The 24,971-nt window shown below is 63.6% G+C and carries 28 protein-coding genes; 16 read left to right on the forward strand and 12 right to left on the reverse strand.

Annotated elements, in window-relative coordinates:
* Position 1: 1 nt before the first annotated feature.
* From ABIA96_RS05245 to ABIA96_RS05275, 7 genes are all read left to right on the forward strand, one after another.
* On the forward strand, positions 2-1,321 hold the full coding sequence (locus ABIA96_RS05245; protein WP_354135961.1) for a TRAP transporter large permease: 1,320 nt from the start codon (positions 2-4) through the stop codon (positions 1,319-1,321).
* Positions 1,322-1,332: 11 nt separating this feature from the next.
* Positions 1,333-1,794, forward strand: coding sequence for a DUF3237 domain-containing protein (locus ABIA96_RS05250; protein ID WP_354135962.1), 462 nt, complete (start codon positions 1,333-1,335; stop codon positions 1,792-1,794).
* A gap of 134 nt (positions 1,795-1,928) precedes the next feature.
* Positions 1,929-2,738: a crotonase/enoyl-CoA hydratase family protein gene (locus tag ABIA96_RS05255; RefSeq protein ID WP_354135963.1), complete on the forward strand. Its 810-nt coding sequence runs from the start codon at positions 1,929-1,931 to the stop codon at positions 2,736-2,738.
* Positions 2,735-4,618 carry a feruloyl-CoA synthase gene (locus tag ABIA96_RS05260; protein ID WP_354135964.1) on the forward strand — a complete coding sequence of 628 codons (1,884 nt, stop codon included), beginning with the start codon at positions 2,735-2,737 and terminating at the stop codon, positions 4,616-4,618. Before ABIA96_RS05255 ends, ABIA96_RS05260 begins: the two co-directional genes overlap by 4 nt.
* A gap of 22 nt (positions 4,619-4,640) precedes the next feature.
* Positions 4,641-5,402, forward strand: a complete 762-nt coding sequence (locus ABIA96_RS05265) for an SDR family NAD(P)-dependent oxidoreductase (protein ID WP_092230819.1) — start codon at positions 4,641-4,643, stop codon at positions 5,400-5,402.
* Positions 5,403-5,415: 13 nt separating this feature from the next.
* Entirely contained in the window at positions 5,416-5,835 is a 420-nt protein-coding gene (locus tag ABIA96_RS05270; protein WP_354135965.1) for an acyl-CoA thioesterase, read from the forward strand.
* 90 nt (positions 5,836-5,925) lie between these two features.
* Positions 5,926-7,077, forward strand: a complete 1,152-nt coding sequence (locus ABIA96_RS05275; RefSeq protein WP_354135966.1) for an ABC transporter substrate-binding protein — start codon at positions 5,926-5,928, stop codon at positions 7,075-7,077.
* Positions 7,078-7,154: 77 nt separating this feature from the next.
* Here the strand turns inward: ABIA96_RS05275 and ABIA96_RS05280 are convergent, their stop codons facing one another.
* Together ABIA96_RS05280 and ABIA96_RS05285 are read right to left on the reverse strand one after the other, a co-directional pair.
* Complete coding sequence (locus ABIA96_RS05280) at positions 7,155-7,883, reverse strand: glutathione S-transferase family protein (protein WP_354135967.1); 729 nt, start codon at positions 7,881-7,883, stop codon at positions 7,155-7,157.
* 38 nt (positions 7,884-7,921) lie between these two features.
* Positions 7,922-8,185, reverse strand: coding sequence for a hypothetical protein (locus ABIA96_RS05285; RefSeq protein WP_354135968.1), 264 nt, complete (start codon positions 8,183-8,185; stop codon positions 7,922-7,924).
* 112 nt (positions 8,186-8,297) lie between these two features.
* Here ABIA96_RS05285 and ABIA96_RS05290 point away from each other — a divergent pair, with 112 nt between their 5' ends.
* Positions 8,298-8,996, forward strand: coding sequence for a helix-turn-helix transcriptional regulator (locus ABIA96_RS05290; RefSeq protein ID WP_027530661.1), 699 nt, complete (start codon positions 8,298-8,300; stop codon positions 8,994-8,996).
* Positions 8,997-9,014: 18 nt separating this feature from the next.
* On the forward strand, positions 9,015-9,338 hold the full coding sequence (locus tag ABIA96_RS05295; protein ID WP_354135969.1) for a YkgJ family cysteine cluster protein: 324 nt from the start codon (positions 9,015-9,017) through the stop codon (positions 9,336-9,338).
* On the opposite strand, the gene ABIA96_RS05300 is transcribed toward ABIA96_RS05295, so the two are convergent.
* Both ABIA96_RS05300 and ABIA96_RS05305 read right to left on the reverse strand, forming a co-directional pair.
* Entirely contained in the window at positions 9,335-9,733 is a 399-nt protein-coding gene (locus ABIA96_RS05300; protein ID WP_354135970.1) for a hypothetical protein, read from the reverse strand. The genes ABIA96_RS05295 and ABIA96_RS05300 overlap by 4 nt on opposite strands.
* A gap of 144 nt (positions 9,734-9,877) precedes the next feature.
* On the reverse strand, positions 9,878-10,225 hold the full coding sequence (locus ABIA96_RS05305) for a DUF3307 domain-containing protein (RefSeq protein ID WP_354136419.1): 348 nt from the start codon (positions 10,223-10,225) through the stop codon (positions 9,878-9,880).
* Positions 10,226-10,628: 403 nt separating this feature from the next.
* Here ABIA96_RS05305 and ABIA96_RS05310 point away from each other — a divergent pair, with 403 nt between their 5' ends.
* The 4 genes from ABIA96_RS05310 (at position 10,629) to ABIA96_RS05325 (ending at position 14,452) form a co-directional block, all read left to right on the forward strand.
* Positions 10,629-12,074 (forward strand): TAXI family TRAP transporter solute-binding subunit, encoded by a 1,446-nt coding sequence (locus tag ABIA96_RS05310; protein WP_354135971.1) that lies wholly within the window; start codon positions 10,629-10,631, stop codon positions 12,072-12,074.
* A 116-nt stretch (positions 12,075-12,190) separates the two neighbouring features.
* The gene (locus tag ABIA96_RS05315; RefSeq protein ID WP_354135972.1) at positions 12,191-12,409 is read left to right on the forward strand and encodes a hypothetical protein; all 219 of its coding nucleotides are present in this window, start codon (positions 12,191-12,193) and stop codon (positions 12,407-12,409) included.
* A 135-nt stretch (positions 12,410-12,544) separates the two neighbouring features.
* Positions 12,545-13,654, forward strand: coding sequence for a cyclic nucleotide-gated ion channel (locus tag ABIA96_RS05320; protein WP_354135973.1), 1,110 nt, complete (start codon positions 12,545-12,547; stop codon positions 13,652-13,654).
* A gap of 12 nt (positions 13,655-13,666) precedes the next feature.
* Complete coding sequence (locus ABIA96_RS05325; protein WP_354135974.1) at positions 13,667-14,452, forward strand: enoyl-CoA hydratase/isomerase family protein; 786 nt, start codon at positions 13,667-13,669, stop codon at positions 14,450-14,452.
* 3 nt (positions 14,453-14,455) lie between these two features.
* On the opposite strand, the gene ABIA96_RS05330 is transcribed toward ABIA96_RS05325, so the two are convergent.
* Both ABIA96_RS05330 and ABIA96_RS05335 read right to left on the reverse strand, forming a co-directional pair.
* Complete coding sequence (locus ABIA96_RS05330; protein WP_354135975.1) at positions 14,456-14,890, reverse strand: DUF6157 family protein; 435 nt, start codon at positions 14,888-14,890, stop codon at positions 14,456-14,458.
* 17 nt (positions 14,891-14,907) lie between these two features.
* Complete coding sequence (locus ABIA96_RS05335; protein ID WP_354135976.1) at positions 14,908-15,552, reverse strand: glutathione S-transferase family protein; 645 nt, start codon at positions 15,550-15,552, stop codon at positions 14,908-14,910.
* An 88-nt stretch (positions 15,553-15,640) separates the two neighbouring features.
* On the opposite strand from ABIA96_RS05335, the gene ABIA96_RS05340 reads away from it, so the two are divergent.
* Together ABIA96_RS05340 and ABIA96_RS05345 are read left to right on the forward strand one after the other, a co-directional pair.
* Positions 15,641-16,621, forward strand: a complete 981-nt coding sequence (locus tag ABIA96_RS05340) for a helix-turn-helix transcriptional regulator (RefSeq protein ID WP_354135977.1) — start codon at positions 15,641-15,643, stop codon at positions 16,619-16,621.
* A gap of 137 nt (positions 16,622-16,758) precedes the next feature.
* Positions 16,759-16,995: a hypothetical protein gene (locus tag ABIA96_RS05345; protein WP_354135978.1), complete on the forward strand. Its 237-nt coding sequence runs from the start codon at positions 16,759-16,761 to the stop codon at positions 16,993-16,995.
* Positions 16,996-17,051: 56 nt separating this feature from the next.
* Here ABIA96_RS05345 and ABIA96_RS05350 read toward each other — a convergent pair whose 3' ends face one another.
* From ABIA96_RS05350 to ABIA96_RS05360, 3 genes are all read right to left on the reverse strand, one after another.
* A complete protein-coding gene (locus ABIA96_RS05350; protein ID WP_354135979.1) occupies positions 17,052-17,999 on the reverse strand; it encodes a fatty acid desaturase in 948 nt (315 codons plus the stop codon).
* Positions 18,000-18,014: 15 nt separating this feature from the next.
* Positions 18,015-19,034, reverse strand: coding sequence for an alpha/beta fold hydrolase (locus ABIA96_RS05355; protein WP_354135980.1), 1,020 nt, complete (start codon positions 19,032-19,034; stop codon positions 18,015-18,017).
* Positions 19,035-19,184: 150 nt separating this feature from the next.
* A complete protein-coding gene (locus tag ABIA96_RS05360; protein WP_354135981.1) occupies positions 19,185-19,988 on the reverse strand; it encodes an MBL fold metallo-hydrolase in 804 nt (267 codons plus the stop codon).
* A gap of 183 nt (positions 19,989-20,171) precedes the next feature.
* Here ABIA96_RS05360 and ABIA96_RS05365 point away from each other — a divergent pair, with 183 nt between their 5' ends.
* Positions 20,172-21,371: an MFS transporter gene (locus ABIA96_RS05365; RefSeq protein WP_354135982.1), complete on the forward strand. Its 1,200-nt coding sequence runs from the start codon at positions 20,172-20,174 to the stop codon at positions 21,369-21,371.
* Between the two features lie 12 nt (positions 21,372-21,383).
* Here ABIA96_RS05365 and ABIA96_RS05370 read toward each other — a convergent pair whose 3' ends face one another.
* The 3 genes from ABIA96_RS05370 to ABIA96_RS05380 all read right to left on the reverse strand — a co-directional run bounded on the left by ABIA96_RS05370 (position 21,384) and on the right by ABIA96_RS05380 (position 24,857).
* Positions 21,384-22,391: a zinc-dependent alcohol dehydrogenase family protein gene (locus ABIA96_RS05370; RefSeq protein WP_354135983.1), complete on the reverse strand. Its 1,008-nt coding sequence runs from the start codon at positions 22,389-22,391 to the stop codon at positions 21,384-21,386.
* 15 nt (positions 22,392-22,406) lie between these two features.
* Entirely contained in the window at positions 22,407-24,020 is a 1,614-nt protein-coding gene (locus ABIA96_RS05375; RefSeq protein WP_354135984.1) for an acyl-CoA synthetase, read from the reverse strand.
* 69 nt (positions 24,021-24,089) lie between these two features.
* Entirely contained in the window at positions 24,090-24,857 is a 768-nt protein-coding gene (locus tag ABIA96_RS05380; protein WP_354135985.1) for a FadR/GntR family transcriptional regulator, read from the reverse strand.
* Positions 24,858-24,971: the final 114 nt, after the last annotated feature.

The raw sequence follows: 24,971 nt of genomic DNA on the forward strand, positions 1-24,971 counted from the left end.
CATGAGCACCGATGCCGTCGCCGTTCTCGGCTTCGTTTCCCTGTTCGCACTGATGCTGCTGCGCGTGCCCGTCGGCATGGCCATGGGCCTCGTCGGCGTCACCGGCTTCTCCTATCTGGTCGGTCCGACGCCGGCACTGAAACTGGTCGGTCAGACCTCGATGCGCACGGTCACCGACTACACCTTCGGCGTCATTCCGATGTTCCTGCTGATGGGCTCCTTCGTCAGCAATTCCGGCATGAGCCGCGAGTTGTTCCGTGCCGCCAACGGTTTTGTCGGGCATCTGCGCGGCGGGCTTGGCATCGCCACCGTCGGTGCCTGCGGCGGCTTCGCCGCGATCTGCGGCTCGTCGGTCGCGACCGCCGCGACCTTCTCCGCCGTCGCCTATCCCGAGATGCGGCGCTTCGGCTATCCGCAGTCCTTTGCGACCGGCGTGATCGCCGCTGGCGGCACGCTGGGCGCGATGCTGCCGCCGTCGACCGTGCTTGCGGTCTACGGCATCATCACCGAGCAGGACATCGGCAAGCTCTTCATCGCCGGCATCATTCCGGGCTTGCTGGCGATGACCATGTACATGATCACGATCGGCCTGATCGGCTATTTTCGCCCCGACTTCCTGCCCAAGGGCAAGGTGCTGCCCTGGCGCGAGCGCTTTGCCGGGCTGAAGGACATCTGGGCGCCGGTGCTGCTGTTCGTGTTCGTAATCGGCGGCCTCTACGGGCTGCCCTTCCTGCCGCGTTTCACGCCGACGGAGGCGGGCGGCGTCGGCGCCACGGGCGCCTTCATCATCGGCGTGGTGACGGGCCGGCTCGACCGCGAGAAGATTTTTACGTCGCTGCTTCAGGCAACGCGCACCGCAGCGGCCGTCTTCACCGTGCTGATCGGCGCGCTGATCTTCGGCTATTTCCTCACGGTGACGCAGACCCCGCAGAAGGTAACGGAATTTTTGACCGGCCTCGGCCTCGGCTCCTACGGCGTACTGGCGTTGATCATGGTGATGTATCTCGTGCTCGGCTGCCTGATGGACGCGATGGCGATGATCATCCTCACCGTACCCATCGTCTTCCCCGTCATCATGCACCTCGGCTTCGACCCGATATGGTTCGGCGTTATCATCGTCATGACGGTCGAGCTCGGCCTGATCCATCCGCCGGTCGGCATGAACGTCTTCGTCATCAAGAGCGTGGTGAAGGACGTCTCCTTCTCCACCATCTTCAAGGGCGTCATCCCGTTTGTGGCAACGGATCTGGTTCGCCTGGTGATCCTGATCGCCTTCCCACTGCTGGCGACATGGTTGCCGACACGGATGATGGCGCATTGAGAGGTGAAGTGATGACCACACCGACGCTCGAGACAAAATACGTCTTCACCATCACCGCAGAGATCGGCGACGTCGTCACAGCCGGCGAGACCGGCATCGGCGTCCGCCGCATCATTCCGATCATCGGCGGCGAGGTGATGGGTGCGATCACCGGCAAGGTGCTCCCGTTCGGCGCCGACTTCCAGACCATCCGCCCGAACGAGCTGATCGATCTCGAGGCGAAATACGCCTTCGCGACCGACGACGGCGCCGTGATCTATGTCGAGAACAAGGGCATGCGCTTCGGCGCGGTCGAGCTGCTGCAAAAGCTCAAGCGCGGCGAGCCGGTCGATCCCAAATTGATCTATTTCCGCACCGTGCCGAAGTTCGAGACGGGACACGAAAAGTATCGCTGGCTGATGGAGCACATTTTTGTGGGCTCAGCGGCACGGCATGCGGACCGCGTCGTGATCGACGTGCATCAGGTGGTGTGAGGGCACCGCCGCCTCGTCATTGCGAGCGAAGCGAAGCAATCCAGACAGTCTCTGCGGCAGGGCTATCCCGCCCTCCTCCATATTGACTCCTCCAGAATTCGTTATACAACATAACTATTCTGACAAGGACGCAAATGACACAGGGAAACGCCGAGACCGCTGCCGCGGGCGCCTCCGGGCTGCTTCAGATCGAGAGGGTGGGCCGGGTTCTGACCGTAGGTCTGAATCGGCCAGCCAAGCGCAATGCGCTCAACGACGGCATCATCCTCGAAATCGGCGATTGCTTTGCGTCCCTGCCCGAGGACATCGGCGCGGTCGTCATTCACGGCATTGGTGACCATTTCTCGTCCGGCCTCGACCTGTCCGAGCTGCAAGATCACGACGCCACGGGCGGCCTGCTGCATTCGCAGATGTGGCACCGGGTATTCGATCGTATCCAGTACAGTCGCGTGCCCGTCATCGCGGCGCTCAAGGGCGCGGTGATCGGCGGTGGGCTCGAACTTGCTTGCTCCGCCCACATACGCGTCGCCGAGCCCACAGCTTATTTCGCGCTGCCGGAAGGGCAGCGCGGCATCTTCGTCGGCGGCGGCGGCTCGGTGCGGCTGCCGCGGCTGATCGGCGTCGCCCGTATGATGGACATGATGCTGACGGGCCGCGTCTATAGCGCGACCGAAGGCGCCTCCTACGGCTTTGCACAATATGTCACTGAGGCCGGTAACGGCCTCACCAAGGCGCTGGAGCTTGCGACCAAGATCGCATCCAACGCGCCGTTGACGAATTTCGCCGTGATCCAGGCACTGCCGATGATCGCAGAAGCGAATCCGCAGACCGGCCTATTGATGGAATCACTGATGGCGACGGTGGCGCAGAGCGACAAGGAAGCCAAGCGCAGGATCCGCGAATTCCTCGAGCATAAGACCGCGAAGGTAAAGCCAAAGTCATGAGCGCCCAGCCGTCCTCTTCCAGCACAGAGCGCGGCGCGGGCACTTCTCCGCTGCGGCCGATCTCGTTCGGCGATCCCGTCGTCGACATCGAGCGGCGTGCCGATGGCACGATCTACCTGCGGCCGAAGCAGCCGCTCGGCGACTATCCCGTCCGCATCACCGACCGCCTGCATCACTGGGCGACGACGACGCCGGACCGCGTGTTCATGGCGGAGCGCGAAGGCGGCCGCGGCTGGCGCAAGATCACCTATGCCGAGCTGCTCGCCGCGAGCCGGCACATTGCCTCGGGCTTGCTCCAGCGCGGGCTGTCGGCGGAGCGGCCGGTCGTCATCCTGTCCGGCAATTCGATCGACCATGCGCTGCTGGCGTTCGGCGCGTTCTATGCCGGCATTCCGTTCTGCCCGGTATCGCCGGCCTATTCGCTGGTGTCGAAGGACTACGGCAAGCTCTCTTATCTGATGAAGCTGCTGACGCCCGGTCTGGTCTTCGCCGAGGACGCCGGCAAGTTCTCGGATGCGCTGTCCGCCAATGTTTCGCTCGGCACCGAGATCGCTGCCTCCTATGGCCACGTGCCGGGCCGCGACGTCACGATGCTCGCCGACCTCATGGCAACGCCGATCCGCAGCGACCTCGACGAGGTGCATGGCAGGATCGGCCCCGACACGATCGCAAAATTCCTGCTGACGTCGGGCTCGACCGGCAATCCCAAGGCCGTCATCAACACCCAGCGCATGATCTGCGCCAACCAGGTGATGCTGCGCGAGACGCTCGCCTTCCTCAAGGACGAGCCGCCCGTCATCATCGACTGGTTGCCCTGGAATCACACCTTTGGCGGCAACCACAATATCGGGCTGACGCTCTATAATGGCGGCTCGATGTATCTCGACGGCGGCAAGCCGATGCCCGGTGGCATCGAGGAGACCGTGCGCAATCTCCAGGAGATTTCGCCGACGGTCTATTTCAACGTGCCCAAGGGCTATGAATCGCTACTGCCTTATCTGCGTGACGACCAGGGCCTGCGCGCAAAATTCTTCGACCGGCTGCACGCGATGTTTTTCTCGGGTGCGGCGCTGTCACCCTTCGTCTGGAACAGCCTCGACGAGCTCGCGGTCAAGGAAAAGGGCTATCGCGTGCCGATGCTGACCGGCCTCGGCGCGACCGAGACCGCGCCGTTTTTCATGTCGGTCAATCCGCGCACCAGCCGCTCCGGCCATGTCGGACTGCCGGTGTCGGGCAATGACGCCAAGCTGGTGCCGAACAACGGCAAGATGGAAGTGCGTTGCAAGGGGCCTAACGTGATGCCAGGTTACTGGCGCCAGCCCGACATCACCGCAAAATCGTTCGACGAAGAAGGCTTCTACAAGCTCGGCGATGCTCTCAAGCCCGTCGATCCCGATGATTTCAACGCCGGCTTCGATTTCGACGGCCGCATCGGTGAGGATTTCAAGCTCGGCAGCGGGACCTGGGTCAGCGTCGGCCCCTTGCGCGCGCGCTTCGTTGCCGCCTGCGCGCCACTGGTGCGCGACGTGATCATCGCCGGGATCAACCGCGACGAGGTCTCCGCGCTGGTACTGCTCGATCTCGACGGCTGCCGGCTGATCAACCCGACGCTACCCACTGACGATCTCACCGTGACCGCACGCGACCGGCTGGTGCGCGAAGCCATCCGCGAACGCTTGACGCGCTTCCTTTCTACGGCCACCGGCTCCTCGACGCGGATCACGCGCGCGATCCTTTTGGACGTGCCGCTGTCGATCGACAAGGGCGAGGTCACCGACAAGGGCTCGATCAACCAGCGCGCCGTGCTCGATCATCGTGACGCTCTGGTCGAGGAGCTCTACGCTGCCAATCCATCTGACCGTGTGATATCGCTCGGCTAAGACATCATCGAAGGAGAACGCCATGTTGTTGAAGGATCAGGCAGCCATCGTCACCGGCGGCGCATCGGGGCTTGGCGCGGCGACCGCGCGAAAACTCGCGGCGCAGGGCGCCAAGGTCGCGGTGTGCGATCTCAATGCCAAGCTCGCAGAGACTGTTGCCGCCGAGATCAAGGGCGTCGCTGTGACCTGCGACGTCTCCGATGCCGCCTCGGCTGAGGCCGCGATCGCGCAGGCAACCAAAGCCCACGGTCCGGCGCGCGTGCTGGTCAACTGCGCCGGCATCGGCGTTGCGAAGCGCGTCGTCGGCCGCGACGGCCCGATGGCGCTCGCCGATTTCGACAAGGTGATCAAGGTCAATCTGATCGGCACCTTCAATATGCTGCGCCTCGCCGCGACGGAGATGTCCAAGCTCGAGCCGCAGGCGACCGGCGAGCGCGGCGTCATCATCAACACGGCCTCCGTCGCCGCCTATGACGGCCAGATCGGCCAGTCGGCCTATTCGGCCTCCAAGGGCGGCATCGTCGGCATGACGTTGCCGATCGCGCGCGAACTGGCCCAGTTCGGCGTTCGCGTGCTGACGATCGCGCCCGGCCTGTTCCTTACGCCCCTGCTCGCCAACCTGCCGCAGGAAGCCCAGGACTCGCTCGCCGCCGCGATTCCCTTCCCGCGCCGGCTTGGCCACGCCGACGAATTCGCCGCGCTCGCGCTGCACATGGTCGAGAACTCCTACCTCAACGGCGAGGTGGTGCGCCTCGACGGCTCACTGCGCATGGCGCCGAAGTAGGACGCGCAAACGCATGTTCGTGAACCGGCGCGACGTCCAGATCCAGTGGGGTGACTGCGACCCCGCCAACATCGTCTACTATCCGCGTTATTTCGCGATGTTCGACGATTCGACGTCGACCCTGTTCGAGGTCGCCGGGTTCTCCAAGCAGGATCTGGTCCGCAAATACGGCCTGGTGGGCATCCCCATGGTCGACACGCGGTCCAAATTCTACATCCCCTCGACCTATGGCGACTGGATCACCATCGAGACGAAGATCGAGAGCATCAAGCGCTCGAGCTTCGAGGTGAAGCACAACGTCTACAAGGGCGAGGCGTTGGCGATCGAGGGTTTTGAGACCCGCGTCCTGGTCAGCCGCGATCCCGTTAACCCCGACAAGCTGAAATCAGCACCGTTTCCGCCGGAAATGGTAGCGAAACTCACAGGGAGTTAGATCCGGAGTTAAAACGCCGCATCGCCAAAAGACGGGGCTGAAATAGCTCCGAATTTCTGCTTTCAAAGAAACATGAAAAGGGAGGAATCAATGAAACGCTTTTACCTGACCGCCGCCATCGCCGCGGCTGCGCTTACGCTGCCGGCCCTGCCCGCGTTGGCCCAAACTGCTGAAATCACCATCGGCATCAGCGTGACCACGACGGGTCCCGCCGCCGCCCTTGGCATTCCTGAGCGCAATGCGCTGGAATTCGTGCCGAAGGAAATCGGGGGTGTGCCGCTGAAGGTGATCGTACTCGACGACGGCGGCGACCCGACCACCGCGACCACCAACGCGCGCCGCTTCGTCACAGAGTCCAAGGCCGACATCATCATGGGCTCATCGACGACGCCGCCGTCGATCGCGATCTCCAACGTGGCGAACGAAGCCGGCATTCCGCATTTCGGCCTCGCGCCGTTCCCTATCTCACCCGAGCGCGCGAAGTGGTCGGTGTCGATGCCGCAGCCGATTCCGATCATGGGCAAGGTGCTCTATCAGCACATGAAGGCCCACAACGTGAAGACGGTCGGCTATATCGGCTATTCCGATTCCTATGGCGACCTCTGGTTCAATGACTTCAAGTCCCAGGGCGTGCCGATGGGTATGACCATGGTCGACGAGGAACGCTTCGCGCGACCCGACACATCCGTCACCGGACAGGTTCTGAAGCTCGTCGCGGCCAATCCCGACGCGATCCTGATCGGCGCTTCCGGCACCGCCGCCGCATTGCCGCAGACCGAGTTGCGCGAGCGCGGCTATCAGGGCCTGATCTACCAGACCCACGGTGCGGCCAGCATGGACTTCATCCGCATTGCGGGTAAGGCCGCCGAGGGCGTGCTCATGGCATCGGGCCCGGTGATGGATCCGGAAGATCAACCCGACAGCGCGCTCACCAAAAAGCCGGGCCTGGCGCTCAACGCTGCCTATGAGGGCAAATATGGCCCGAGCAGCCGCAGCCAGTTCGCCGGCCATTCCTACGATGCCTTCGAGGTCCTGAAGCGCATCATCCCGACAGCACTGAAGACGGCCAAGCCCGGTACCCCCGAATTCCGGGAGGCCATCCGCCAGGCATGGCTGACCGAAAGGGAGATCCCGGCGAGCCAGGGCGTCTACAACTTCACCGAAAAGGATCGCTACGGCCTCGACGACCGCTCGCGCATCCTGCTCACGGTCAAGGACGGCAAATACACGCTCGCGAAGTAAGCAACGGCGGTTTCCAAGACGATGAGAGCCGGCCCATCGGGCCGGCTCTTTTCTTTTGCGATTCTCGCGCGTTTGCGTCAGGCCGCCTGCCGCAGCGGCGTCCAGGCGAACTCCGGATAGTAGGTGTCCATCATCCGGTCGACATAGGCGGTGAGGTTCGGAAATCCTTCCGCGCGCTCGCGCAGGCCGGATTCGAAGAATGGCGTCAAGATGCCCGCCAGCGCGCCGAACGCGGTCGCGTCGACCCCGCTGGGCTTGTTGCCCATCAGATAGGATTTGTCGCCGAGCTGCACCGACAGTGCAAACAGCGAGCGGGCCGCGAGTTCGACATCGTCATCGGGAGCGTGGCGGCCGAGGCCGGAGAGAAGGTAATTCTCGGCGACGCGGAATTGCGCGTCCTCGCGCAGCTTCTCGCGGTTGTGCTCGGGCGCGCCGTCGAAGAAATGCGCCGGGCCCTTGGCGAAATTGGCAGCGTCGACCCAGCGCGCGCCGACCAGCGACCAATAGACGTGATGCTCGATCATGCGCTCGAACGCCCAGGCCTGGGCGCGCTCCTGCAAGGACAGGCCGGCGTCGAAGTCGAAGCCGTAGCGGCGCTCGATATGGGCGCGGATGAAGGTGGAATCGGCCACCGCCTCGCCGCCGTCGTCGATGAAAGGCAGCTGGCCCTTCGGCGAAGCCGGCGGCATCGCGCGCTCCTTCCGGTAGGGCAGTCCCGCCATCTTGAGCTGCACCTCCGTCTTGGTGACGAAAGGGCTGATTTCCGGCAGGCCGAAGCCGGTGCCAAAGCCATAAAGCGTGATCATTGGAGCTCTCCTGAACCTCCCGAAAGGGTCGACGGAACCTAGTGCCGGACTGCTGCCACCATGGTGGCAGCAGCCGTGATATCTTCTGCGAAACGGGCTCCCCGCCAGGCGCGGCCCATCACATGGCGGACCAGCGCGTCCGCAGCCCGGATCAGCGAACGTGTCACCATGGTCGCGAGCGCAACGCGGAGATCGACGACGGTGAGATCGAAAAACGTCAGGCGGCTGAAGCTCCAGGCGTGCAGCGAGGCGCCTGCACGCCACAACGGACCGGCCGGGCCGAGATGGGTTGGGATGAACATGGACAAATCCTCTTCAGTCGATGTGTTGTCCCGGTATAGAACTGCCCTGCTGCCAACATCCTGTCAGCAGCCGCGCGCCCTCTTCTGATCCGCCCCCGACGAGAGAACTGTCATGAGACGCGCCGACCGGCTGTTTCAGATCATCCAGGTGCTGAGGCGCACCCGTAAGCCGCTGACGGCGGACGCGATTGCGGCCGAGCTCGAGACCTCGAAGCGCACGATCTATCGCGACATTGCAACGCTGATGGGCCAGCGCGTGCCGATCCGCGGCGAAGCCGGCATGGGCTACATTCTCGAGAAGGGTTTTGACCTGCCGCCCTTGATGCTGACACCCGACGAGATCGAGGCGGCGGTGCTGGGCGCGCAATGGGTCGCGGGCCATGCCGATTCCACGCTGGCGCGCGCGGCCGAAGACCTGATGGCCAAGATCGCCGATACCGTGCCTGAGCGCCTACGCCCCTTCGTGCTCGAGCCAGCGAGTCGTGCGCGGCCGAGCTGGAACAGGGAGCCGGACCGCCTGGACATGGCGCGCACGCGCACCCAGATTCACGAGGGCAAGAAGATCATGCTGCGCTATCGCGACGAGCAGGGCCGCCCCAGCGAGCGCATGATCTGGCCGATCTCGGTCGGCTATCTCGAAGCCGTGCGCCTGCTCGCGGCCTGGTGCGAGCTGCGCAGCGATTTCCGCAGCTTCCGCACCGACCGCGTCGTGGATGCGACCTATCTCGACGAAAGATATCCGGAGCGGCGCGACGTGCTGCGCGCCAAATGGCGGCAGAGTCTGGTCTGGGGCCCGCCCAAGGATACCTAATAAGGATATATGACGCTGATGGATGAAACGTCCGCGATCGACCTGTCGACCTGTTGCCAGAGCTGCGGCGCCTGCTGCGGCTATTCGCAGAACTGGCCGCGCTTCTCGATCGAAAGCGAGGAGGAGCTTGCAGCTATTCCGGAGACGCTCGTCAACGCGCGGCAATCCGGCATGCGTTGCGAGGGCGATCGCTGTTCGGCATTGCAGGGCGAGATCGGCAAGGCGACCGCGTGCGGCATCTATGTGGTGCGGCCGGAGGTGTGTCGCACCTGCATGCCCGGCGACGCCGAATGCGCGATGGCGCGGCGGAAGTTCGGACTGCCTTTGATCGAGACCGCTTAAGCGGGAACGGCTTCGCTGATCTCGTCGTCGATTTCGTCGTCCAGCGGTGCGAGCACCGAGAGCGGCTTGGTCGACAGCGTGATCGGCTTGCGGCCCCCCGACAGCGACGGTGACGATTTGGCCGAGCGCTCGCGCGACAGCGCATAGAGCGTCGAGCCGACACGACCGCCGTTCTCGATCAGGTCGCGCTCGCTGCAGCTGGCTGCAATCGCGACGGCCAGGGAATGCAGATGGCTGCGGCGATAGCAGAACAGCGCCAGCATGGCGCGTGCGTCCGGGGAAACACTTTCAACGAGCCTCGGCAGGCCACTCTCGCTGGCGCGGTACATCTCGCCAAGGAGTTCGTCGCGGACCGGGCAGAAATCGCTTTCATAAGCGTCGCGGCTTGAAAACATTTAAGTTCTCCCTCGACACGGAAGATGCAGCGCAATTCTCTAATGAAAGGTTAACCACCCTGGGCGGTAGTCATCCGGGGTCCTTGCGCGCTGGCCGCGATCAGTGGGGCGTGCAGGCGAGCAGCTAGCCAGTCATGGCCGGCTCTAGTTCGCCGCCATGAAGATGGAGAGGCCGAAGCCGGTCAGATGGTGCAGCGCCTGGTCGACGCCGATCAGGGTCCAGAACCAGGGGTGCTCCTGGTTGACCCCGAATTTGGCCGAGGCCAGTCCCTTGGCGCGATCGATCGTGATGTGAATGACGAAGTCGATCAGCGCCACGAACCAGAATTTCGGCGCCACGATCAGGATCAGCGGCAGCGCAACCGCAAGATGAATCAGGCAATGCACCAGAAGCGGCAAAGCCCAGCCGTGCTTCTGGTCCTTGCCTTGCGCCATCCAGGCGGTCTGCAGCACGAAATCGGCGATGATGTGCTTGAAGGTAAGCAGCAACATCCAGCCAATGAGCGCTTCGACCGGAACCGCCGATGACAGAGGTGGAAACGACAAAGCTGACGCCCTCGTTGACTCAGAAAAGAAAAATGGAGCGTTCAGCGCAACTTCTTCTTGGACCCGAAAGAACATCGGGACCGCTGATTTATGACATCTCCCGCGACGGAATGCAGCCCGGGGGGAACTGGAAAATCGCCAACTGTGGCTAAACGGTGATAGCCTGCCCAATCGACGGATCGGTTGGGTAAGGTTACCTTCGGCGCGGAATTTGCTTTCTCTCGCTGGAGCGCTATCATCCTCAGGTAGAGGATTATCGTTCTTTTTTCAGACGCTTACGAAATTTCCGCGCGTGCCGCCGGCGATGGCCGTGCCGCCCGCCATCCAGAAATAAGGCCAGAGTGCTGCCATGAGTGCTGAAGGCCCGACCTCGTCGACCGAGCCCCTGCCGCCGCGGCGTCCGAAGGTGATCAAAACCAATCAGCAGCAGGTCCTGCTGTATGTCGTGCTGACCCTGCTGCTGTCGCTGGCCACCGTCTGGGCCGGCCGCGCCCTGCTGCACAGTTCGGAGACGCTGATCTTTGCCGTCGGCGCTCCCAACAGCGACGAGGCGCTGTTCGCGACCAAGCTCGCCACCTTGCTTAAAAACAACGCCTCACGCTTCAGGGTCAAGGTCGTCAACAACGCCGACAACGCCAAGGCGATCGCGCAATTCGACCGCAAGCAGGCCGACCTTGCTGTCCTGCGTACGGATGCCAAGGTGCCGCTGCGCGCACGAGCGCTCGCAATCCTCGAGCACGATCTCGTGCTCCTGCTCGGACCCGGCAACAAGAAGATCAAGTCGCTCGCCGAGCTGAAAAAGAAGAAGGTCGCGGTCGTCGCCGAGAGCGAGTCCTCGCTGGCCTTCGTCCGCAGCATTCTCGATATTCCCGACGGTCCAGACGCTGCAAGAATCCAGCTGGCGCCGCAGGGCGCCACACTTGACAAGCTGTTCGCGCCGGCCAGCGGTTTTGGCGCTGTGATCGCTATCGTCCATGCCTCGAAGGCCGTACGCGACAAGGGCTATGAACAGGTTGCCAAGCGTGGCGGCTTCACACTGAATGCGATCGATGAAGCCAAGGCGCTGGAGCGCAAATTCCCCGGCATTTCCGAGGAGACGCTGACGGCCGGTACGCTGTCCGCTTCGCCCGAGATTCCCGACGACGATCTCGATACGCTCGGGCTCGAATGGCTGCTGGTCGCGCAATCCAAGATGTCGGCAACGACCGCCGGCGACCTCGCGCGCATCGTCTACGAGAACAAATCCGCGCTCGGGCTCGACAGCGGCTTCGCCACCCACATCGAGCCGGCCTCCGTCGAAAAGGACGCCTTCGTAATGGCGCACCAGGGCGCGGCCGACTACATCAACGATGACACCAAGTCGTTCATGGATAAGTACAGCGACATGATGTATCTGGCCGCTGCCGCGCTCAGCGTCATCGGCTCGATTTTCGCGGCGATCTACGCCAAGATCACCCGCATCGCGCCGGAGAAAGCCGGCGAGCTCTCTACCGCCGTCCTCGACATCGGCGAACGCATCGAGCACGCCCATTCGCTGGATCAGATCGAATGTCTTCAGGACGAGCTGGAGGGCATTTTGCGCGGCGCCGTCATCGGCTTGCGAGATGGTACGATCAGTACCGACGGGCTGGACACTTTCAAGCTCGGTTACGAATTCGTCCGCGACGAGATCAACATGCGACGTGACTATCTCAAGCGCCATTGCGGCGAGGCCGATAAAGTTTCCCGCGACGCCGCCGCTCCTCAGCACGATGATACGAATATCGTGGTGGTGAAGACAGCTCAGAGTGCCTGACCTATCGATTCGTCCCGCCGGACCCCGGTTGTTCGCCCTTTTAGGCGAAACGCCGCCGCCCCAGGAACCGTCCCCCGTTGCAACCGTTGGCTCCCGGTACAACCGGAGAACGCGCCGTGCGGATGCTCCTTCTCATCATCTTGCTGGGAATGCTGGTTGCGGTTGGTTACTTCGCTTATTCGGCTTTATCGGTCGGGGGCGACCCGATCCCGACGGAAGGTTATGTGGCACTGGCGCTGGGAGCCGGGTTCTCCGTGGTCGTCGGCATCGGCTTGATGATGCTGCTGTTCTTGAGCAGCCGCCGCGGCTATGACGAGCCTCCACATTTCAAGTAGCGGCTTAGACTGCCCAAAATTGGTCACCTGAACCGAAGGCTTTCCCCGTCGTTGACGGCTCCGGTGCGGGCGGGCACTTTGGCACCCAAGTCCCGGCCCGGGACGGCAAGCACCAAGACCGAGCCTCCATCCCGCATGTCTAAGCCGATGTTTCCCGCTCTGGCCCAGTTCGTGGCCGCGACCGCCGGCCGCAACATGACCAAGGCGGCCTATGTGGCCGTGACCGTCGGCGTGATCAGCATGGTGCTGCTGACGCTCGATCCTGCCTATGAGACGGCGCACCGCTGGGTCGATTTCCTGCTGTGGGCGAGCCTCGTCTATTTCGTGTTCGAATGGCTGGTCCGGCTGCGCCATATGGCGCGACAGCAGCGGCTCGCGCTCTATATGTCCTCCTCCGCCGGGCTGGTCGACGCATTGGGCGCGCTGGCCGTGCCGGTCGCCCTGATCCTCGGCGCCGAGCCCAAGACGGCCTGGCTGCTGAGCGTGCTTTGGGTCCTGAAGGTGGTGCCGGGCATTCCCGGCCTGCGCCAGCTCCGCCGGGTGCTCGTGCTGGAGTCGGGGCCGCTGCTCAGCGTGCTCGTGATCTTCCTGATGGTGGTCTTCCTGGCCTCCGTCGCCGAATATTTCCTGGAACGAGACGTGCAGCCGCAGACGTTCGGCAGCGTCCCTGCCGCGCTGTGGTGGGCGGTGGTCACGCTGACCACGACAGGCTATGGCGACGCCGTGCCGGTTACGCCATTCGGCCGCATGGTGGCGGCGATGGTGATGATCTCCGGCCTCGGCGTGTTTGGCCTCTGGACCGGTATTCTGGCGACCGGGTTCGCGGCGGAGACGCGGCGCGACAATTTCCTCAAGACCTGGGAATCCGTCAGCAAGGTGCCGTTCTTCGCGGCGCTCGGACCGGCAGCCATCGCCGACGTCACCCACATGCTGCGCACCATGGAACTGCCAGCGCGCACCATGATCATCCGCAAGGGTGCGCAGGGCGACTGCATGTATTTCATCGCAGCCGGCGCGGTCGAGGTCGACCTCCCCGGCAAGAAGGTCCAACTCGGCGAGGGCGCCTTCTTCGGCGAGATGGCGCTGCTCGGCAACAACATGCGCGGCGCCAATGTCTCGACCACGAAAGTTTCACGGCTGCTGGTGCTCGACCTCGTCGACTTCCGCGTGCTGATGGCGCGGCACCCTGATCTCGCCGAGACCATCGATGCCGAAGCGAAACGCCGCACGCTAGAGAACAAATAAATGGAGACAAGAATGTCGGACACAGCCGACGCGGCCAGTGGCCCCGTGCTCGAAATCAGTGGCGCGCGTGCCACGATCCGCTTAAACCGGCCAGGGCATCTCAACCGGCTCCAGGCGGAGGATCTCGGCGAACTGGTCAAGCTGTTCGACCGGGTGGAGGCTGATCCCGATATCCGCGTGCTGGTGCTGACGGGTACCGGACGCGCCTTCTCAGCCGGCTATGACCTCAACTCGATCTCTGAGAGAGCGGTGAGCACAAACGAGCAGCAGAGCGCAGGCTCGGCCTTCGAAATCGTCGTGAACCGGCTGGAGGATCTCGGCGTGCCTACGATCTGCCGGCTCAATGGCGGCGTCTATGGTGGCTCGACCGATCTCGCGCTCGCGTGCGATTTCCGTATCGGCGTTGACACCGCGGAGATGTTCATGCCGGCAGCGCGGCTCGGGCTGCACTATTACGGAAGCGGCATCAAACGCTACGTGACGCGGCTCGGCGTCGACAACGCCAAGAAGCTGTTTCTGACCGCGCAGAAGATCACCGCCCCGGAGATGCTGCGGATCGGCTATCTCACCGCCATGGTAGCAGTGGAATTTCTGGACGAGGAGGTCGACAAGCTCGCCAAAATCCTCGCCGGCAATGCACCAAACGCCATGCGCGGCATGAAGCGCGCGATCAACGAATTTGCTCGCGGCGAACTTGACGAGCCTGCTGCCGACCAGCGCCACCGCGACAGCATGCGCGGCGACGAGATCAAGGAAGGCATCAAGGCGTTCGCGGAGAAGCGGCCGCCGCGGTTTTGAGGATCAGCCCCGCTTCGACCGCATCGCGCGCGTTTGTGTGAGCTTTGAATCGTGCGACAGCGCTTGATAGCTTTCGCTGTCTGCTGCGTAGATTGCGACGCGGCCTTCACGGTCGGCGTGCACACCCCAGCCGTAGCGCTTGCCGAGACCTGAGGCACGCATGCAGGCCTGTCCCCGCGAGAAGAATTCAGCGCGGGCAGCGTTCCTTTCCGACTTGGTCGCCTTGGCTCCAAGTTCTCGCCCTTGCGCTGAGGTCGCGAAGATCACGTCGTCGGACGTATGCGCATACGGTGCATTCACGATCATCGCATATTGCAGGCCGGCTACTGTCGGCCGCCCTGCCCGCGGCGGCGGCTCCTCGCCAGTACGCGCAGAACAGTCTTCAGCAACCCGGATGAAAGTGTTGAAGCAGTTGGTCGTGTGCATCGGCTTCGTCATCAGCAACCCCGGATCATTCACTCGCCTGCAGCCGCAGCATGCTGCGCCGCCATCTGGTCATCGGCCGCATTGATGCGCTGGAATGCCGGCCGCGAGGTGATGCGCTCGCAGTAGCGGACGAACACATCTTTCTTCGGCACGATGCCGAACATCATGGTCCAGTTGAACGCGACGCCCCACAGGATATCGGCGGCGGTCATCCGTTCACCGAGCAGATATGGACCTTTCGAGAGCTGCGTCTCGAGCGCACCCAGCATGGTATCATAATCGGCGTAGGGTGACTGCGTGATCGGCGCGGGCTCGCGCTGCATGAATTTGTCGATCAGGGCCGGCTCGAAGGAGGAGCCGTAATAGGCAGTCCAGCGCAAATAGGGACCGCGTAGCGGATCGCTGAGCGCGGGCGCAAGGCCGGCCTGCGGAAACAGGTCGGCGAGATAGATGTAAATGGCGACCTGCTCGGTCACGAGCACTTCGCCATGTCCGATCGCCGGCACCTTGCCGAGCGGATTGATGGCGAGATAGGCCGGCTGCCGCTGCTCGCCGGCCTTCATGTTGAGGACCTGAAGGTCATAGGGCGCACCAAGCTCCTCCAGCAGCACCCGCGTGCCTGTGGCCCGGCTCTGCGGCGAATAATACAGCGTGATGCGGTTCGGATCGGTCATGGCGGATTTCCCTTGGGCCAGCTCTCGATGGGCGTATCTATAGCCGACCATACCTGACATCCTGTGTCAGGTATGGTTTAAAGGGATCATGCGCGCGAGCCGGATGCTGTCGATCCTCACCACCCTCCAGGCCAGGGGGCAGGTCACTGCGCCCGAACTTGCAGAGGCCTGCGAAGTCTCGGTACGCACGATCTATCGCGACATCGACGCGCTCGCGGCCTCCGGCGTCCCTGTTTATGCAGACCGCGGCGCGGAGGGCGGCTATCGCCTGCTCGACGGCTATCGCGTGCGCTTGAACGGCTTGTCGCAGAGCGAGGCGGAGGCGCTGTTCCTGGCGGGATTGCCGGGCCCGGCGGCGGCGCTGGGGCTCGATGCCGCGATGATTGCCGCGCAGAACAAGCTGATGGTGGCGCTGCCCGCGAATCTGCGTGAAGACGCCGGCCGGATGCAGCAGCGTTTTTACCTCGACGCGCCCGGCTGGTTCGGCGAGACGGACGAGCCAAAACATCTGCGTGCAATTGCAGACGCGGCTCTGCGCGGGACATTGATAAAGATCCGCTACCAGAGCTGGCGCGCTGAGAAGCAGCGCCGTGTCGCCCCGCTCGGCCTCGTGCTGAAGGGTGGCAGCTGGTATCTCGCAGGCCAGGTCGACGGCAGGGTGCGCACCTATCGCATTGCGCGCGTGCTCGACTGCACGGCGCTCGACGACCGCTTCGATCGCCCCGCCGATTTCGATCTCGCCGCCTATTGGCAGGACGCGACGCTGCGTCTCGAGGCCGAGATGCACCCGAACGTCGCGATCGTGCGGCTATCGCCATTGGGCGTAAAACTGCTCGATGCGCTGAGCCAGCCTTACGTCAGAGCGCGCACGCGGATCGAGGAGGCGATCGATGCCGACGGCTGGCGCATCGCAAGGGTGCCGACCGGGAAGACGTCATGGCATGCCGCAGCCGAATTGCTGCGGCTCGGCTCCGAGGTCGAGGTGTTGGAGCCCGCCGACCTCCGCGAGAAGATGGCCGAGATGACGCAGGCGATGGCCGCGCGCTATCGTACGGCGCGGAAAGCCTGACGGCGGCGCATCTCGCAGCAACCGACGAAACAATCCTGAAACACGATTCTCCCTCCTCCGTGTGAACGCAATCACGCTTCGGCTCGACCGAGATGCAGGGACACAACAACGGCCTCGCGCCACACTGGAGAATGAAAATGTTTCGTAAGCTTGCTCTTGGTCTGATCGCCGCCGGTTCGCTCGGCGCTGCCGCTCTCGCGCCCACCGCTGCGTCGGCCCATGGCTTCCACCACTGGGGTCCCGGCTGGGGCCTCGGTTATGGCGGTCTCTACGTCAACACCGGCGTCAGCAACTGCTACCAGGAGCGCGTCGTCCAGACCCGCCACGGCATGCGCGTCCGCGTCGTGAATGTCTGCGCCTACGGGATCTACTGATACCTCGCCTTCTCGACAAAGCTCCGGTCGCACCGCGGCCGGAGCTTCGCGTTGAGCTAAGCGCTCTTCCGATGCCGGCGAAACCACGCCCAGGTCTCGCGCGTCGTCCTGAGATAGCCGCGGCCGCGATGGACGATCTCACCATCGACGATGCCGTTCAACTTCGGCAGCGCGTGAAACGGGATCGAAGGATAGGCGTGGTGCTCGACGTGGTAGGGCATGTTCCACGCAATCCATTTGACGGCGGCGCCGGTATACGTCGTACGGGTGTTCTGGAAGGCGCTGCGGGTGCGCTCGCAGCCGGTGTGCTCAGCGTAGAGATAAGGGCGCAAGAAGAATTGCCCGATGATCAGCGGCACGATCCAGACCCACAGAAGCAAGGCTGAATAAAACCACAGTGAGAGTGCGAACAGCAGCGCATAGAGCGCGAGATATGCGCGCGCCTCGGCGACGATAACGGCGCGCTTGTTCTCGGGAATCCAGGACACGACGACCTTGCCGGTGACGGCATGGCTGAGCATCAGCCGGAGCCGCCCGGCGACTTGAAGCAGGCCGCTATAGGCAATCGCAAGCTGCGTATCGGATGTCGGCTTGACGCCGACAATCAGCTCCGGGTCCCTCTCCGGATCCTGGGTGTAGCGATGATGGTCCCAGTGGAACAGGCAGTAATATTCGTAAGGAAGGCCGATGATGAAGGCCGAGAGATAGCCGACCGCGAGATTGAGGCCGCGGCTCCTGAACGCCGTCTTGTGCGCGGTCTCATGCACCGCCATGAACAGGAAGGCGACGAGATAGCCCTGCATCGCCAAGAGCGGCAGCGCCCAGAGGGCTCCGTAGCGCGAAGAAAACACCCAGATCAGCACACCGACCAGCACGATCAGGCCGTAGTGACCGAGGCTCTGCGCCGCGCCCCTGAGATTCGAACGCGCCGACAATTCGCGCAGCATGGCCGGGTTCAGCGGCTTCAGGCGATGGCCGGGCTCTGAAACAGTCGCGTCAGTCATGGTCGGAGGCCTGCATTACTTGCTGAGAAGGGCTGCGATCTCGGCCTTGAGGAAGGCCTTGTCGCGCGGATTGTTGACGGGGTTACCAGCGCGATGGCCGTGCAGCGACGGGATCGGATGCAGCAACGCTGATTTTGCGTTGAACAGCTTGCCGAGTTCATCTTCGTTATCGCGGACATCGAAATAGCGATCGGTCGCGCCCGGCATCAGCAGGACATGAGCCTTGATCGCGGCGAGCGCCCGATCGAGATCGCCGCCGAAGGCCGCGCAGCGGCTGATATCGCCGCGCTGCCAAATGCCGACCTGCGCCAGCAGATCGTTGGCGTCGCGCCGGGCGAACGCCGCATCCCAGGCGCGGACGAGATAGTCCTCCAGCGAGGTAAAACCCGCTTCCCGCCACATCGCGTCGCGATAGAAGCCGTGCGACATCGCCCAGCCGGCATAGACGCGCCCCATGGCGCGATAGCCGGCGACGGGCTTTTCGACGAAGCGGCCATCGCGAAAGGCGGGATCGCCGGTCAGCGCGGCCTTCACGCTCTCGAGGAAAACATGGTTATAGGGTGCGCAGCGCGCGCTGCCGCAGACAACCGCAGCACGCTCGACCATCTCGGGATGCAGCGCAGCCCAGTGATAGGTCTGCATACCGCCCATCGACCAGCCATAGACCAGCGCGAGTTTTGTGATGCCGAAGCGTTCGCTCAGCAGCCGCCGCTGGACCGCGATGGCGTCGTGATAGGTGAGTTGCGGGAACGGCCCGTTGCCAGAGTTCGACGGGGACGACGACAGGCCGTTGCCGAACAGGTTCGGGATGATGATGAAATAGCGGGTGGGATCGAGCACGCCATCGGGACCGATCAGCCATTCGGTATCGAAATGCTGCGCGCTGAACGAGGTCGGATACAAGATGACATTGTCTTTGGCCGGGCTCAGCGTGCCATAGGTCTCGTAGGCAAGCTTCATCGCAGGGAAGACGGCACCGGATTGAAGTTCGGCGTCGCCGGCTTCAAATATCTCGTAGTCGCGCTGCCCGATCATGCATCCAACTCCCGCTCACGCGGCCGCAGAACGCGCCCGCCGCAACAACGATGCATCGATCGTGCCGGGCCAGCAAATGCATCGTTGCGTCGCACTCAATAACTGTACAAATAGTACAATTATTTGAAGGAGGCAATGGGATTCCGACCGTCAGGCGATCGCCGCGATGTATCGTTCCACCGACGCCGCAAAGGCAGCCTTGGCGCCGGAGGAGATGTTGCGGCCCCACCAGGCGCCATAGATGCGGTCGAAGGCGAGCGGCTCGACGGCCGCAGCGATCCGCCGCACCGCAGCCGCGTTGAGCGGCATGTAGTTCGGATAGGAGTACATGAAGCTGAGAAAGCGGCGGTCCATCGTCACCTGCGCGATATCGCCGGTCAGCAGCGCGCCCTTGCCGTCCGCACCGCGCGCATGATGCAACATGGTGGCGCCTGCAAAATGGCCGCCGGTGCGCAGCAGCGAGACGTCATCGGAGATGCGCTGATGATCTCCAGTCCAGTGCACGATCGACGGATGCGGACGCGTCACCCATTCGCGATCATCGGCGTGAAGATAGACCGGCACACCGCCAAACGCTTCGCTCCAGTCAGCGAGCGCGCCATAATAATGCGGGTGCGAGATCGCAATCGCTGTCAGGCCGCCGAGCGAGCGCACATGTGCGATCGCTTCCGATGTTGCTAGCGGAATGCAGTCCCACATCACGCATCCCCCGCCATCGGGGACCAGCAGCGCGCGCTGGCCGATGGCAAAGCTCGGCTCGAGCGCAATGCCGGTGAGGCCGAGATCGTCGCGCCAGACGAGACGATGGCGCTCGGCGAGCGTCTCGCGGGTGAGGAAGGTCTGGCCCTTCCAGTTCACATACTGCCGTTCGTCTTCGCAGATCGGACACGAGGCAGGTGGCGTTCCGCTGTCCGGGAATTGGGCGCCGCAGGTTTCGCAGGTCCAGAGGGGCATGGCTGTGATCCGGAGAGGAGAATAGGACACATGTCAGGTGACATCGCGGACCTCCCATCGCAAGTCCGGAGGAACCAACGTGACTAACACATGTTACCATTCAGTCCGCCCCGGCATATTTGGCCGGCCATTTCCGCCTGCGCGAGACCACAGTCGGTCGGCAGCATCACGTTCAGCGTCTCGATGACATCGCGCCCGTCCTCACCCCGTCTCTGGCCCCTCTACGCCGTCAACTTCTTCATGGCCGACATGCAGTCGGGCATCGGGCCCTTCGTCGGCGTGTTCCTGCAAGAGCGCGGCTGGGCAACCGGATTGATCGGCACGGCGCTGACGATCGGCAATGTCGCGGGCATGCTGGTCACGACGCCGATCGGCGGCTTCATCGATTCCAGCCGCAACAAGCGGCTATGGGTGGTCATCCCCGGCATCTGTGTTGTGCTTGCCTCCGCCATCATCCTGATCTCGCAAAATTTCTGGGCGGTGACATTCTCGCAGGTGGCGCAATCGCTGGCGAGTGCTGCGATCGTTCCCGCGGTCACCGGCATCTCGCTCGGCATCGCCAAGCAAAAGGGTTTCAATGCGCTGAACGGACGCAATCAGGCCTTCAATCACGCCGGCAACATGGTTGGCGCGGCCCTCTCAGGCTATCTCGGCTATAAATTCGGCTACGTCTGGGTATTCGTTTTGGCTGCCGTCTTCGGCGCCGTCGCGGTCGCTTGCGTCTTGATGATTCCGGCCAGGGCCATCGATGACCGCCAGGCTCGCGGCAGCAAGGAAGACGAGAGCAAGAACCCGCCGGCAGGTCTCTCCGTTCTCCTCAAGCACAAGCCGCTGCTGGTGCTGGCGCTGGCATTGGCCGTCTTCCATCTCGGCAACGCCGCCATCGTGCCGCTCTATGGCCTTGCCGCAGTGAGCGCTGGCCAGGCCAATGGTCCAACCTTTGTCGCGACCATCGTCGTCATTGCGCAGGGCGTGATGATCGTGACGTCCCTGGTCGGCATGCAAGTCGCGGGGAAACGCAACTACTGGCCGGTGATCCTGGTCTCCTTCATGTTCCTGCCCATCCGCGGTGTGCTGGCGTATTTTCTCAGCGGTTGGTGGGGTGTGGTGCCGGTCCAGGTGCTCGACGGTATCGGCACCGGGCTGCAGACAGTCGCGGTCCCAGGCATGGTCGCGCGCTCGCTCGACGGCACCGGCCGCATCAATCTCGGCCAGGGCGCTGTGATCACCGTGCAGGGCGTCGGCGCAAGCCTCAGCCCGGCGCTCGGCGGCTGGATCGCGCAATGGATCGGCTACGGTCCGACCTTCCTGCTGCTCGGCTGCTTCGGCCTCGCCTCAATGGCACTGTGGCTGGCATTCGGCGCGCACGTGAAGAAGTATTGAGGCGAACAGCCTTCAGGGAAACTCGACGACGATCTTGCCGAAGTGCCCGCCCTGCTGCATCAGCCGCAACGCATCTGGGACCGCATCAAACCCGAACACGCGGTCGATCACCGGCTTCATCGCGTTGCGCCCGATCGCAGCGGTCATCCCCTCGAACATGCGGCGGCTGCCGACGGAAAGGCCGATGACATGCAAATTCTTGGAGAACAGGCTCGGGATCGCGATCTGCTGCGAGAAGCCGGAGAGCACGCCGATCACGAGGACGGTGCCGCCGACGCGCGCCGCCTCGAGCGATTGCGAGAACGTATCCTTGCCGCCGACTTCGACGACGTGGTCGACGCCACCGCCGGTCCACTCCGCGGCCGCCTTGCCCCATTCGGGGACCGAGCGATAGTTGATAGTGTGATCGGCTCCGAGCGCTTTGGCTCTTTCGAGCTTCTCGTCACTCGACGACGTCACGATCACGCTCGCGCCGGCGAGCTTTGCGAATTGCAGCGCGAACATCGACACGCCGCCGGTGCCCTGCACCAGCACGGTATCGCCTGGCTGCACTTTTGCCTCCTCGAACAGCGCCCGCCAAGCGGTGAGTCCCGCACATGGCAGCGTCGCCGCGTCCTGGAAGGTGAGGTGCGACGGGATGCGGCTGACGCCCTCGGCGTCGAGCAGCATTATCTCCTGCAGCACGCCGGACCGCGTGCCGCCGAGCGCATAGCGCCGAGCGGCCGCTGACACCTTCCCGTCGATCCAGGACTGGAAGAACATCGGACAGACGCGATCGCCGACCGCGACGCGGGTCACGCCGTTGCCAATTGCGATGACCTCGCCCGCCCCGTCCGAGAACGGGATCAGCGGCAACCTGGTGACGCCGCCCTTGCCTTGCACCGTGAGCAGGTCGCGATAGTTCAGCGACGCCGCCTTCATTCGCACTGCCACCTGGCCGGGGCCGGGCGTCGGCTCCGGCAAATCGGCCAGCTCCATCCCCTCGATCGACCAGTCGCGCGTGACCTGCCAGGCTTTCATGGCGAATGCTCCGCCTCAGGTGCCAAAATTCTTCTGGACGGCTTCGACGAGCGTCTCACCGCCGACGAAGCGCTGGCGCAGTTCGCGCTTGAGCAGCTTGCCGCTGGGATTCTTCGGCAGGCTGTCGACGAAGATCACGCGCTTGGGCACCTTGAAATGCGCCATCTGGCCGGCGCAGTGCTTCACCACGGCCTCTTCATCCAGCGTCTCGCCGGTCTTGACCACGACAATGGCGGTCACCGCCTCGATCCAGCGCGGATCAGGCAGGCCGACGACGGCAACCTCGGAGACCGCGGGGATGCGATAGACCATCTCCTCGACCTCGCGGCTCGCGACATTCTCGCCGCCGGTTTTGATCATGTCCTTGACGCGATCGACCACGGTGATGTGGCCCTCGTCATCGACGGTGGCGAGATCGCCGGAGTGAAACCAGCCGCCGGTGAATGCCGCCGCGGTCTTCACCGGATCATTGTAATAGCCGGACAGCAAATGCGGCGAGCGGTGCACGATCTCGCCGACTTCACCGACCTTGACGTTTTCCATCGACACGTTGACCACGCGCGTCTCGACATTGAGCACGGGCTTGCCGGCCGAGCCGGCCTTGCGCAGCTGGTCCTCAGGCCGCAGCACGGTCGCGAGCGGCGCGATCTCGGTCTGGCCGTAGAAATTCCAGAACTTGACGTTGGGCAGGCGACGCTGGAGTTCGAGCAGCACCTCCACCGGCATGATGGACGCGCCGTAGTAGCCCTTCTGAAGCGTCGACAGATCGGTCTTGTCAAAGTTCGGCGAGCGCAGCATCGCGATCCAGATCGTCGGCGGCGCGAAGAAGGACGTGATCTTGTGCGCCTGGATCAGCGCCAGAATGTTGTCCGCGGTGGGCTTCCCCGTGATGACGCCGGAGGCGCCGAGATAGATTTGCGGCCCCAGGAAGACGTCGAGCTGCGCGCAATGATAGAGCGGCAGCGCGTGCAAAAACTTGTCGTCCGCACTCATGCCGCCGTCGATGATGCAGCTGACATACTGCCACATCACCGCTTCATGGGTCAGCATTGCGCCCTTGGGCAGCGATTCGGTGCCGCTGGTGTAGACGATCTGCGCAAGATCGCGGCTGTCGACGGACGCCTCGAGGTACGAGCCGTCCAGATGAAGCAGATCGTCGAAGGTGGTGAGGCCCGCGGGTGTCGAGGCGGGGTCCTCGCCCGGCAGCCAGATTATCTTTTCGACGGCGCAATCCTTGGCGCTCGCGGCCCGCGCGGGCTCGACGAAATCGGGGCCCGTCGCGAGCAGCTTTGCGCCAGAGCTCTTCAGGATGAAATTGATCTCATCCGGATTGAGCATGAAGTTGATCGGCACCAGCACCGCGCCGATCCGCGCGACCGCAAAGCGCAGTGCCGCGAAGGCATGTGAATTGCGCGACAACACGGCGAGACGATCGCCCTTCCTGACGCCGAGTCCGAGCAGGCCGCGGCCGAGCCGGTTGCAGATCGCGTCCATCTCGGCAAAGGTCCAGCTCACGCGGCCGCAACTCACGGCGAGCCTGGCCGGCTCGCGGCCCGCGGAGCGGCGCAAGAGATCGCCAATGGAATGCTCGCGCGCTTTCGAGATGGTGGCTGCGATATCGCCGGTCATGTGTCCCTCCCTGTGATGTCTTTATTTGCTACGTTTCTTGTTTGAAATCTTGCGTCTTGTCTGCTTGCGTCATCTATGCCGGGCGGCTTGCGCATGCTCCATGTACATGTGCTCGACGGACCGATCGAGCGAGGCGATCTTCTCGAAACCGCGCCGCCAGTCCTGCAAATGCCGGCGCGTCCAGAGCACGCCGGCCTCGCGGTCGTGGCGACGGATCGCATCGATCAGATGGCGGTGCGCGGCGACGAGGCGTGGGCCGCCTTCGGTCACACCCGTCACGATCATCTCGGTGGTCGGATAGAATAGCTGCGCTGCCGGCTCGCGCGCGAGCTGGAGCACGCGGTTCTGCGACGCCTTTGCGACCAGCACGTGGAATTCGGCATCGCATTCGGCGAGCGCCGCGGGATCGCTGACCACCGCCTCGCTGCGCGCGAGGTTATCGTCCAGTTCGGCGAGATTCGCTTCCGTCGCGCGCTCGACTGCCCCTTCGATGCTGGCGACCTCCAGCGTCATCGAGGCCTCGTAGAGCTCGCGAAACGTGACCTCATGTAGCACCAGCGCGCGGCTGAGGCGGCTCGCGAGCTTGCTGTAGCGTGGCAGGCAGGCATGCAGGCGGCGCGAGGAATCGCGACTGATCAGCCCGCCCTCCTCAAGCACGCGGATGCCTTCGCGAATGGTCGAGCGGTTGACGCCGAATTGCCGCACGAGGTCGTGCTCGGTGCCGATGGGATCGCCAGGCTTGATACGGCCATTGACGATCTCGCGCTCGATGGCCTCGGCCACCTTCTGGTAGGCCGGCGCGACATCGATCGGACGGAAGAGCGGCGAGACTGGCACGATAGCTCCCAATGGTGGTTGTCCGACAAATAGTAGGATCGGCCGAGAAGCGCGTCAAACCCGGTCACAAATGTCGCGTACGCAGCAAATTGACTCCTGCGGAACCCGGCTCTA

It is taken from the genome of Bradyrhizobium sp. LB11.1 (assembly GCF_040549385.1).
Taxonomy (GTDB): domain Bacteria; phylum Pseudomonadota; class Alphaproteobacteria; order Rhizobiales; family Xanthobacteraceae; genus Bradyrhizobium.

Coding starts and splice junctions, on each gene's coding strand:
- ABIA96_RS05255 (WP_354135963.1), top strand. CDS start 1,929: ATGACACAGGGAAACGCCGAGACCGCTGCCGCGGGCGCCTCCGGGCTG.
- ABIA96_RS05260 (WP_354135964.1), top strand. CDS start 2,735: ATGAGCGCCCAGCCGTCCTCTTCCAGCACAGAGCGCGGCGCGGGCACT.
- ABIA96_RS05305 (WP_354136419.1), bottom strand. CDS start 10,225: ATGTTGCTGCTTACCTTCAAGCACATCATCGCCGATTTCGTGCTGCAG.
- ABIA96_RS05340 (WP_354135977.1), top strand. CDS start 15,641: ATGCGCGCGAGCCGGATGCTGTCGATCCTCACCACCCTCCAGGCCAGG.
- ABIA96_RS05330 (WP_354135975.1), bottom strand. CDS start 14,890: ATGACGAAGCCGATGCACACGACCAACTGCTTCAACACTTTCATCCGG.
- ABIA96_RS05365 (WP_354135982.1), top strand. CDS start 20,172: ATGACATCGCGCCCGTCCTCACCCCGTCTCTGGCCCCTCTACGCCGTC.
- ABIA96_RS05280 (WP_354135967.1), bottom strand. CDS start 7,883: ATGATCACGCTTTATGGCTTTGGCACCGGCTTCGGCCTGCCGGAAATC.
- ABIA96_RS05320 (WP_354135973.1), top strand. CDS start 12,545: ATGTCTAAGCCGATGTTTCCCGCTCTGGCCCAGTTCGTGGCCGCGACC.
- ABIA96_RS05285 (WP_354135968.1), bottom strand. CDS start 8,185: ATGTTCATCCCAACCCATCTCGGCCCGGCCGGTCCGTTGTGGCGTGCA.
- ABIA96_RS05335 (WP_354135976.1), bottom strand. CDS start 15,552: ATGACCGATCCGAACCGCATCACGCTGTATTATTCGCCGCAGAGCCGG.
- ABIA96_RS05345 (WP_354135978.1), top strand. CDS start 16,759: ATGTTTCGTAAGCTTGCTCTTGGTCTGATCGCCGCCGGTTCGCTCGGC.
- ABIA96_RS05275 (WP_354135966.1), top strand. CDS start 5,926: ATGAAACGCTTTTACCTGACCGCCGCCATCGCCGCGGCTGCGCTTACG.
- ABIA96_RS05355 (WP_354135980.1), bottom strand. CDS start 19,034: ATGATCGGGCAGCGCGACTACGAGATATTTGAAGCCGGCGACGCCGAA.
- ABIA96_RS05360 (WP_354135981.1), bottom strand. CDS start 19,988: ATGCCCCTCTGGACCTGCGAAACCTGCGGCGCCCAATTCCCGGACAGC.
- ABIA96_RS05265 (WP_092230819.1), top strand. CDS start 4,641: ATGTTGTTGAAGGATCAGGCAGCCATCGTCACCGGCGGCGCATCGGGG.
- ABIA96_RS05370 (WP_354135983.1), bottom strand. CDS start 22,391: ATGAAAGCCTGGCAGGTCACGCGCGACTGGTCGATCGAGGGGATGGAG.
- ABIA96_RS05350 (WP_354135979.1), bottom strand. CDS start 17,999: ATGACTGACGCGACTGTTTCAGAGCCCGGCCATCGCCTGAAGCCGCTG.
- ABIA96_RS05270 (WP_354135965.1), top strand. CDS start 5,416: ATGTTCGTGAACCGGCGCGACGTCCAGATCCAGTGGGGTGACTGCGAC.
- ABIA96_RS05375 (WP_354135984.1), bottom strand. CDS start 24,020: ATGACCGGCGATATCGCAGCCACCATCTCGAAAGCGCGCGAGCATTCC.
- ABIA96_RS05290 (WP_027530661.1), top strand. CDS start 8,298: ATGAGACGCGCCGACCGGCTGTTTCAGATCATCCAGGTGCTGAGGCGC.
- ABIA96_RS05300 (WP_354135970.1), bottom strand. CDS start 9,733: ATGTTTTCAAGCCGCGACGCTTATGAAAGCGATTTCTGCCCGGTCCGC.
- ABIA96_RS05295 (WP_354135969.1), top strand. CDS start 9,015: ATGGATGAAACGTCCGCGATCGACCTGTCGACCTGTTGCCAGAGCTGC.
- ABIA96_RS05310 (WP_354135971.1), top strand. CDS start 10,629: ATGAGTGCTGAAGGCCCGACCTCGTCGACCGAGCCCCTGCCGCCGCGG.
- ABIA96_RS05325 (WP_354135974.1), top strand. CDS start 13,667: ATGTCGGACACAGCCGACGCGGCCAGTGGCCCCGTGCTCGAAATCAGT.
- ABIA96_RS05250 (WP_354135962.1), top strand. CDS start 1,333: ATGACCACACCGACGCTCGAGACAAAATACGTCTTCACCATCACCGCA.
- ABIA96_RS05245 (WP_354135961.1), top strand. CDS start 2: ATGAGCACCGATGCCGTCGCCGTTCTCGGCTTCGTTTCCCTGTTCGCA.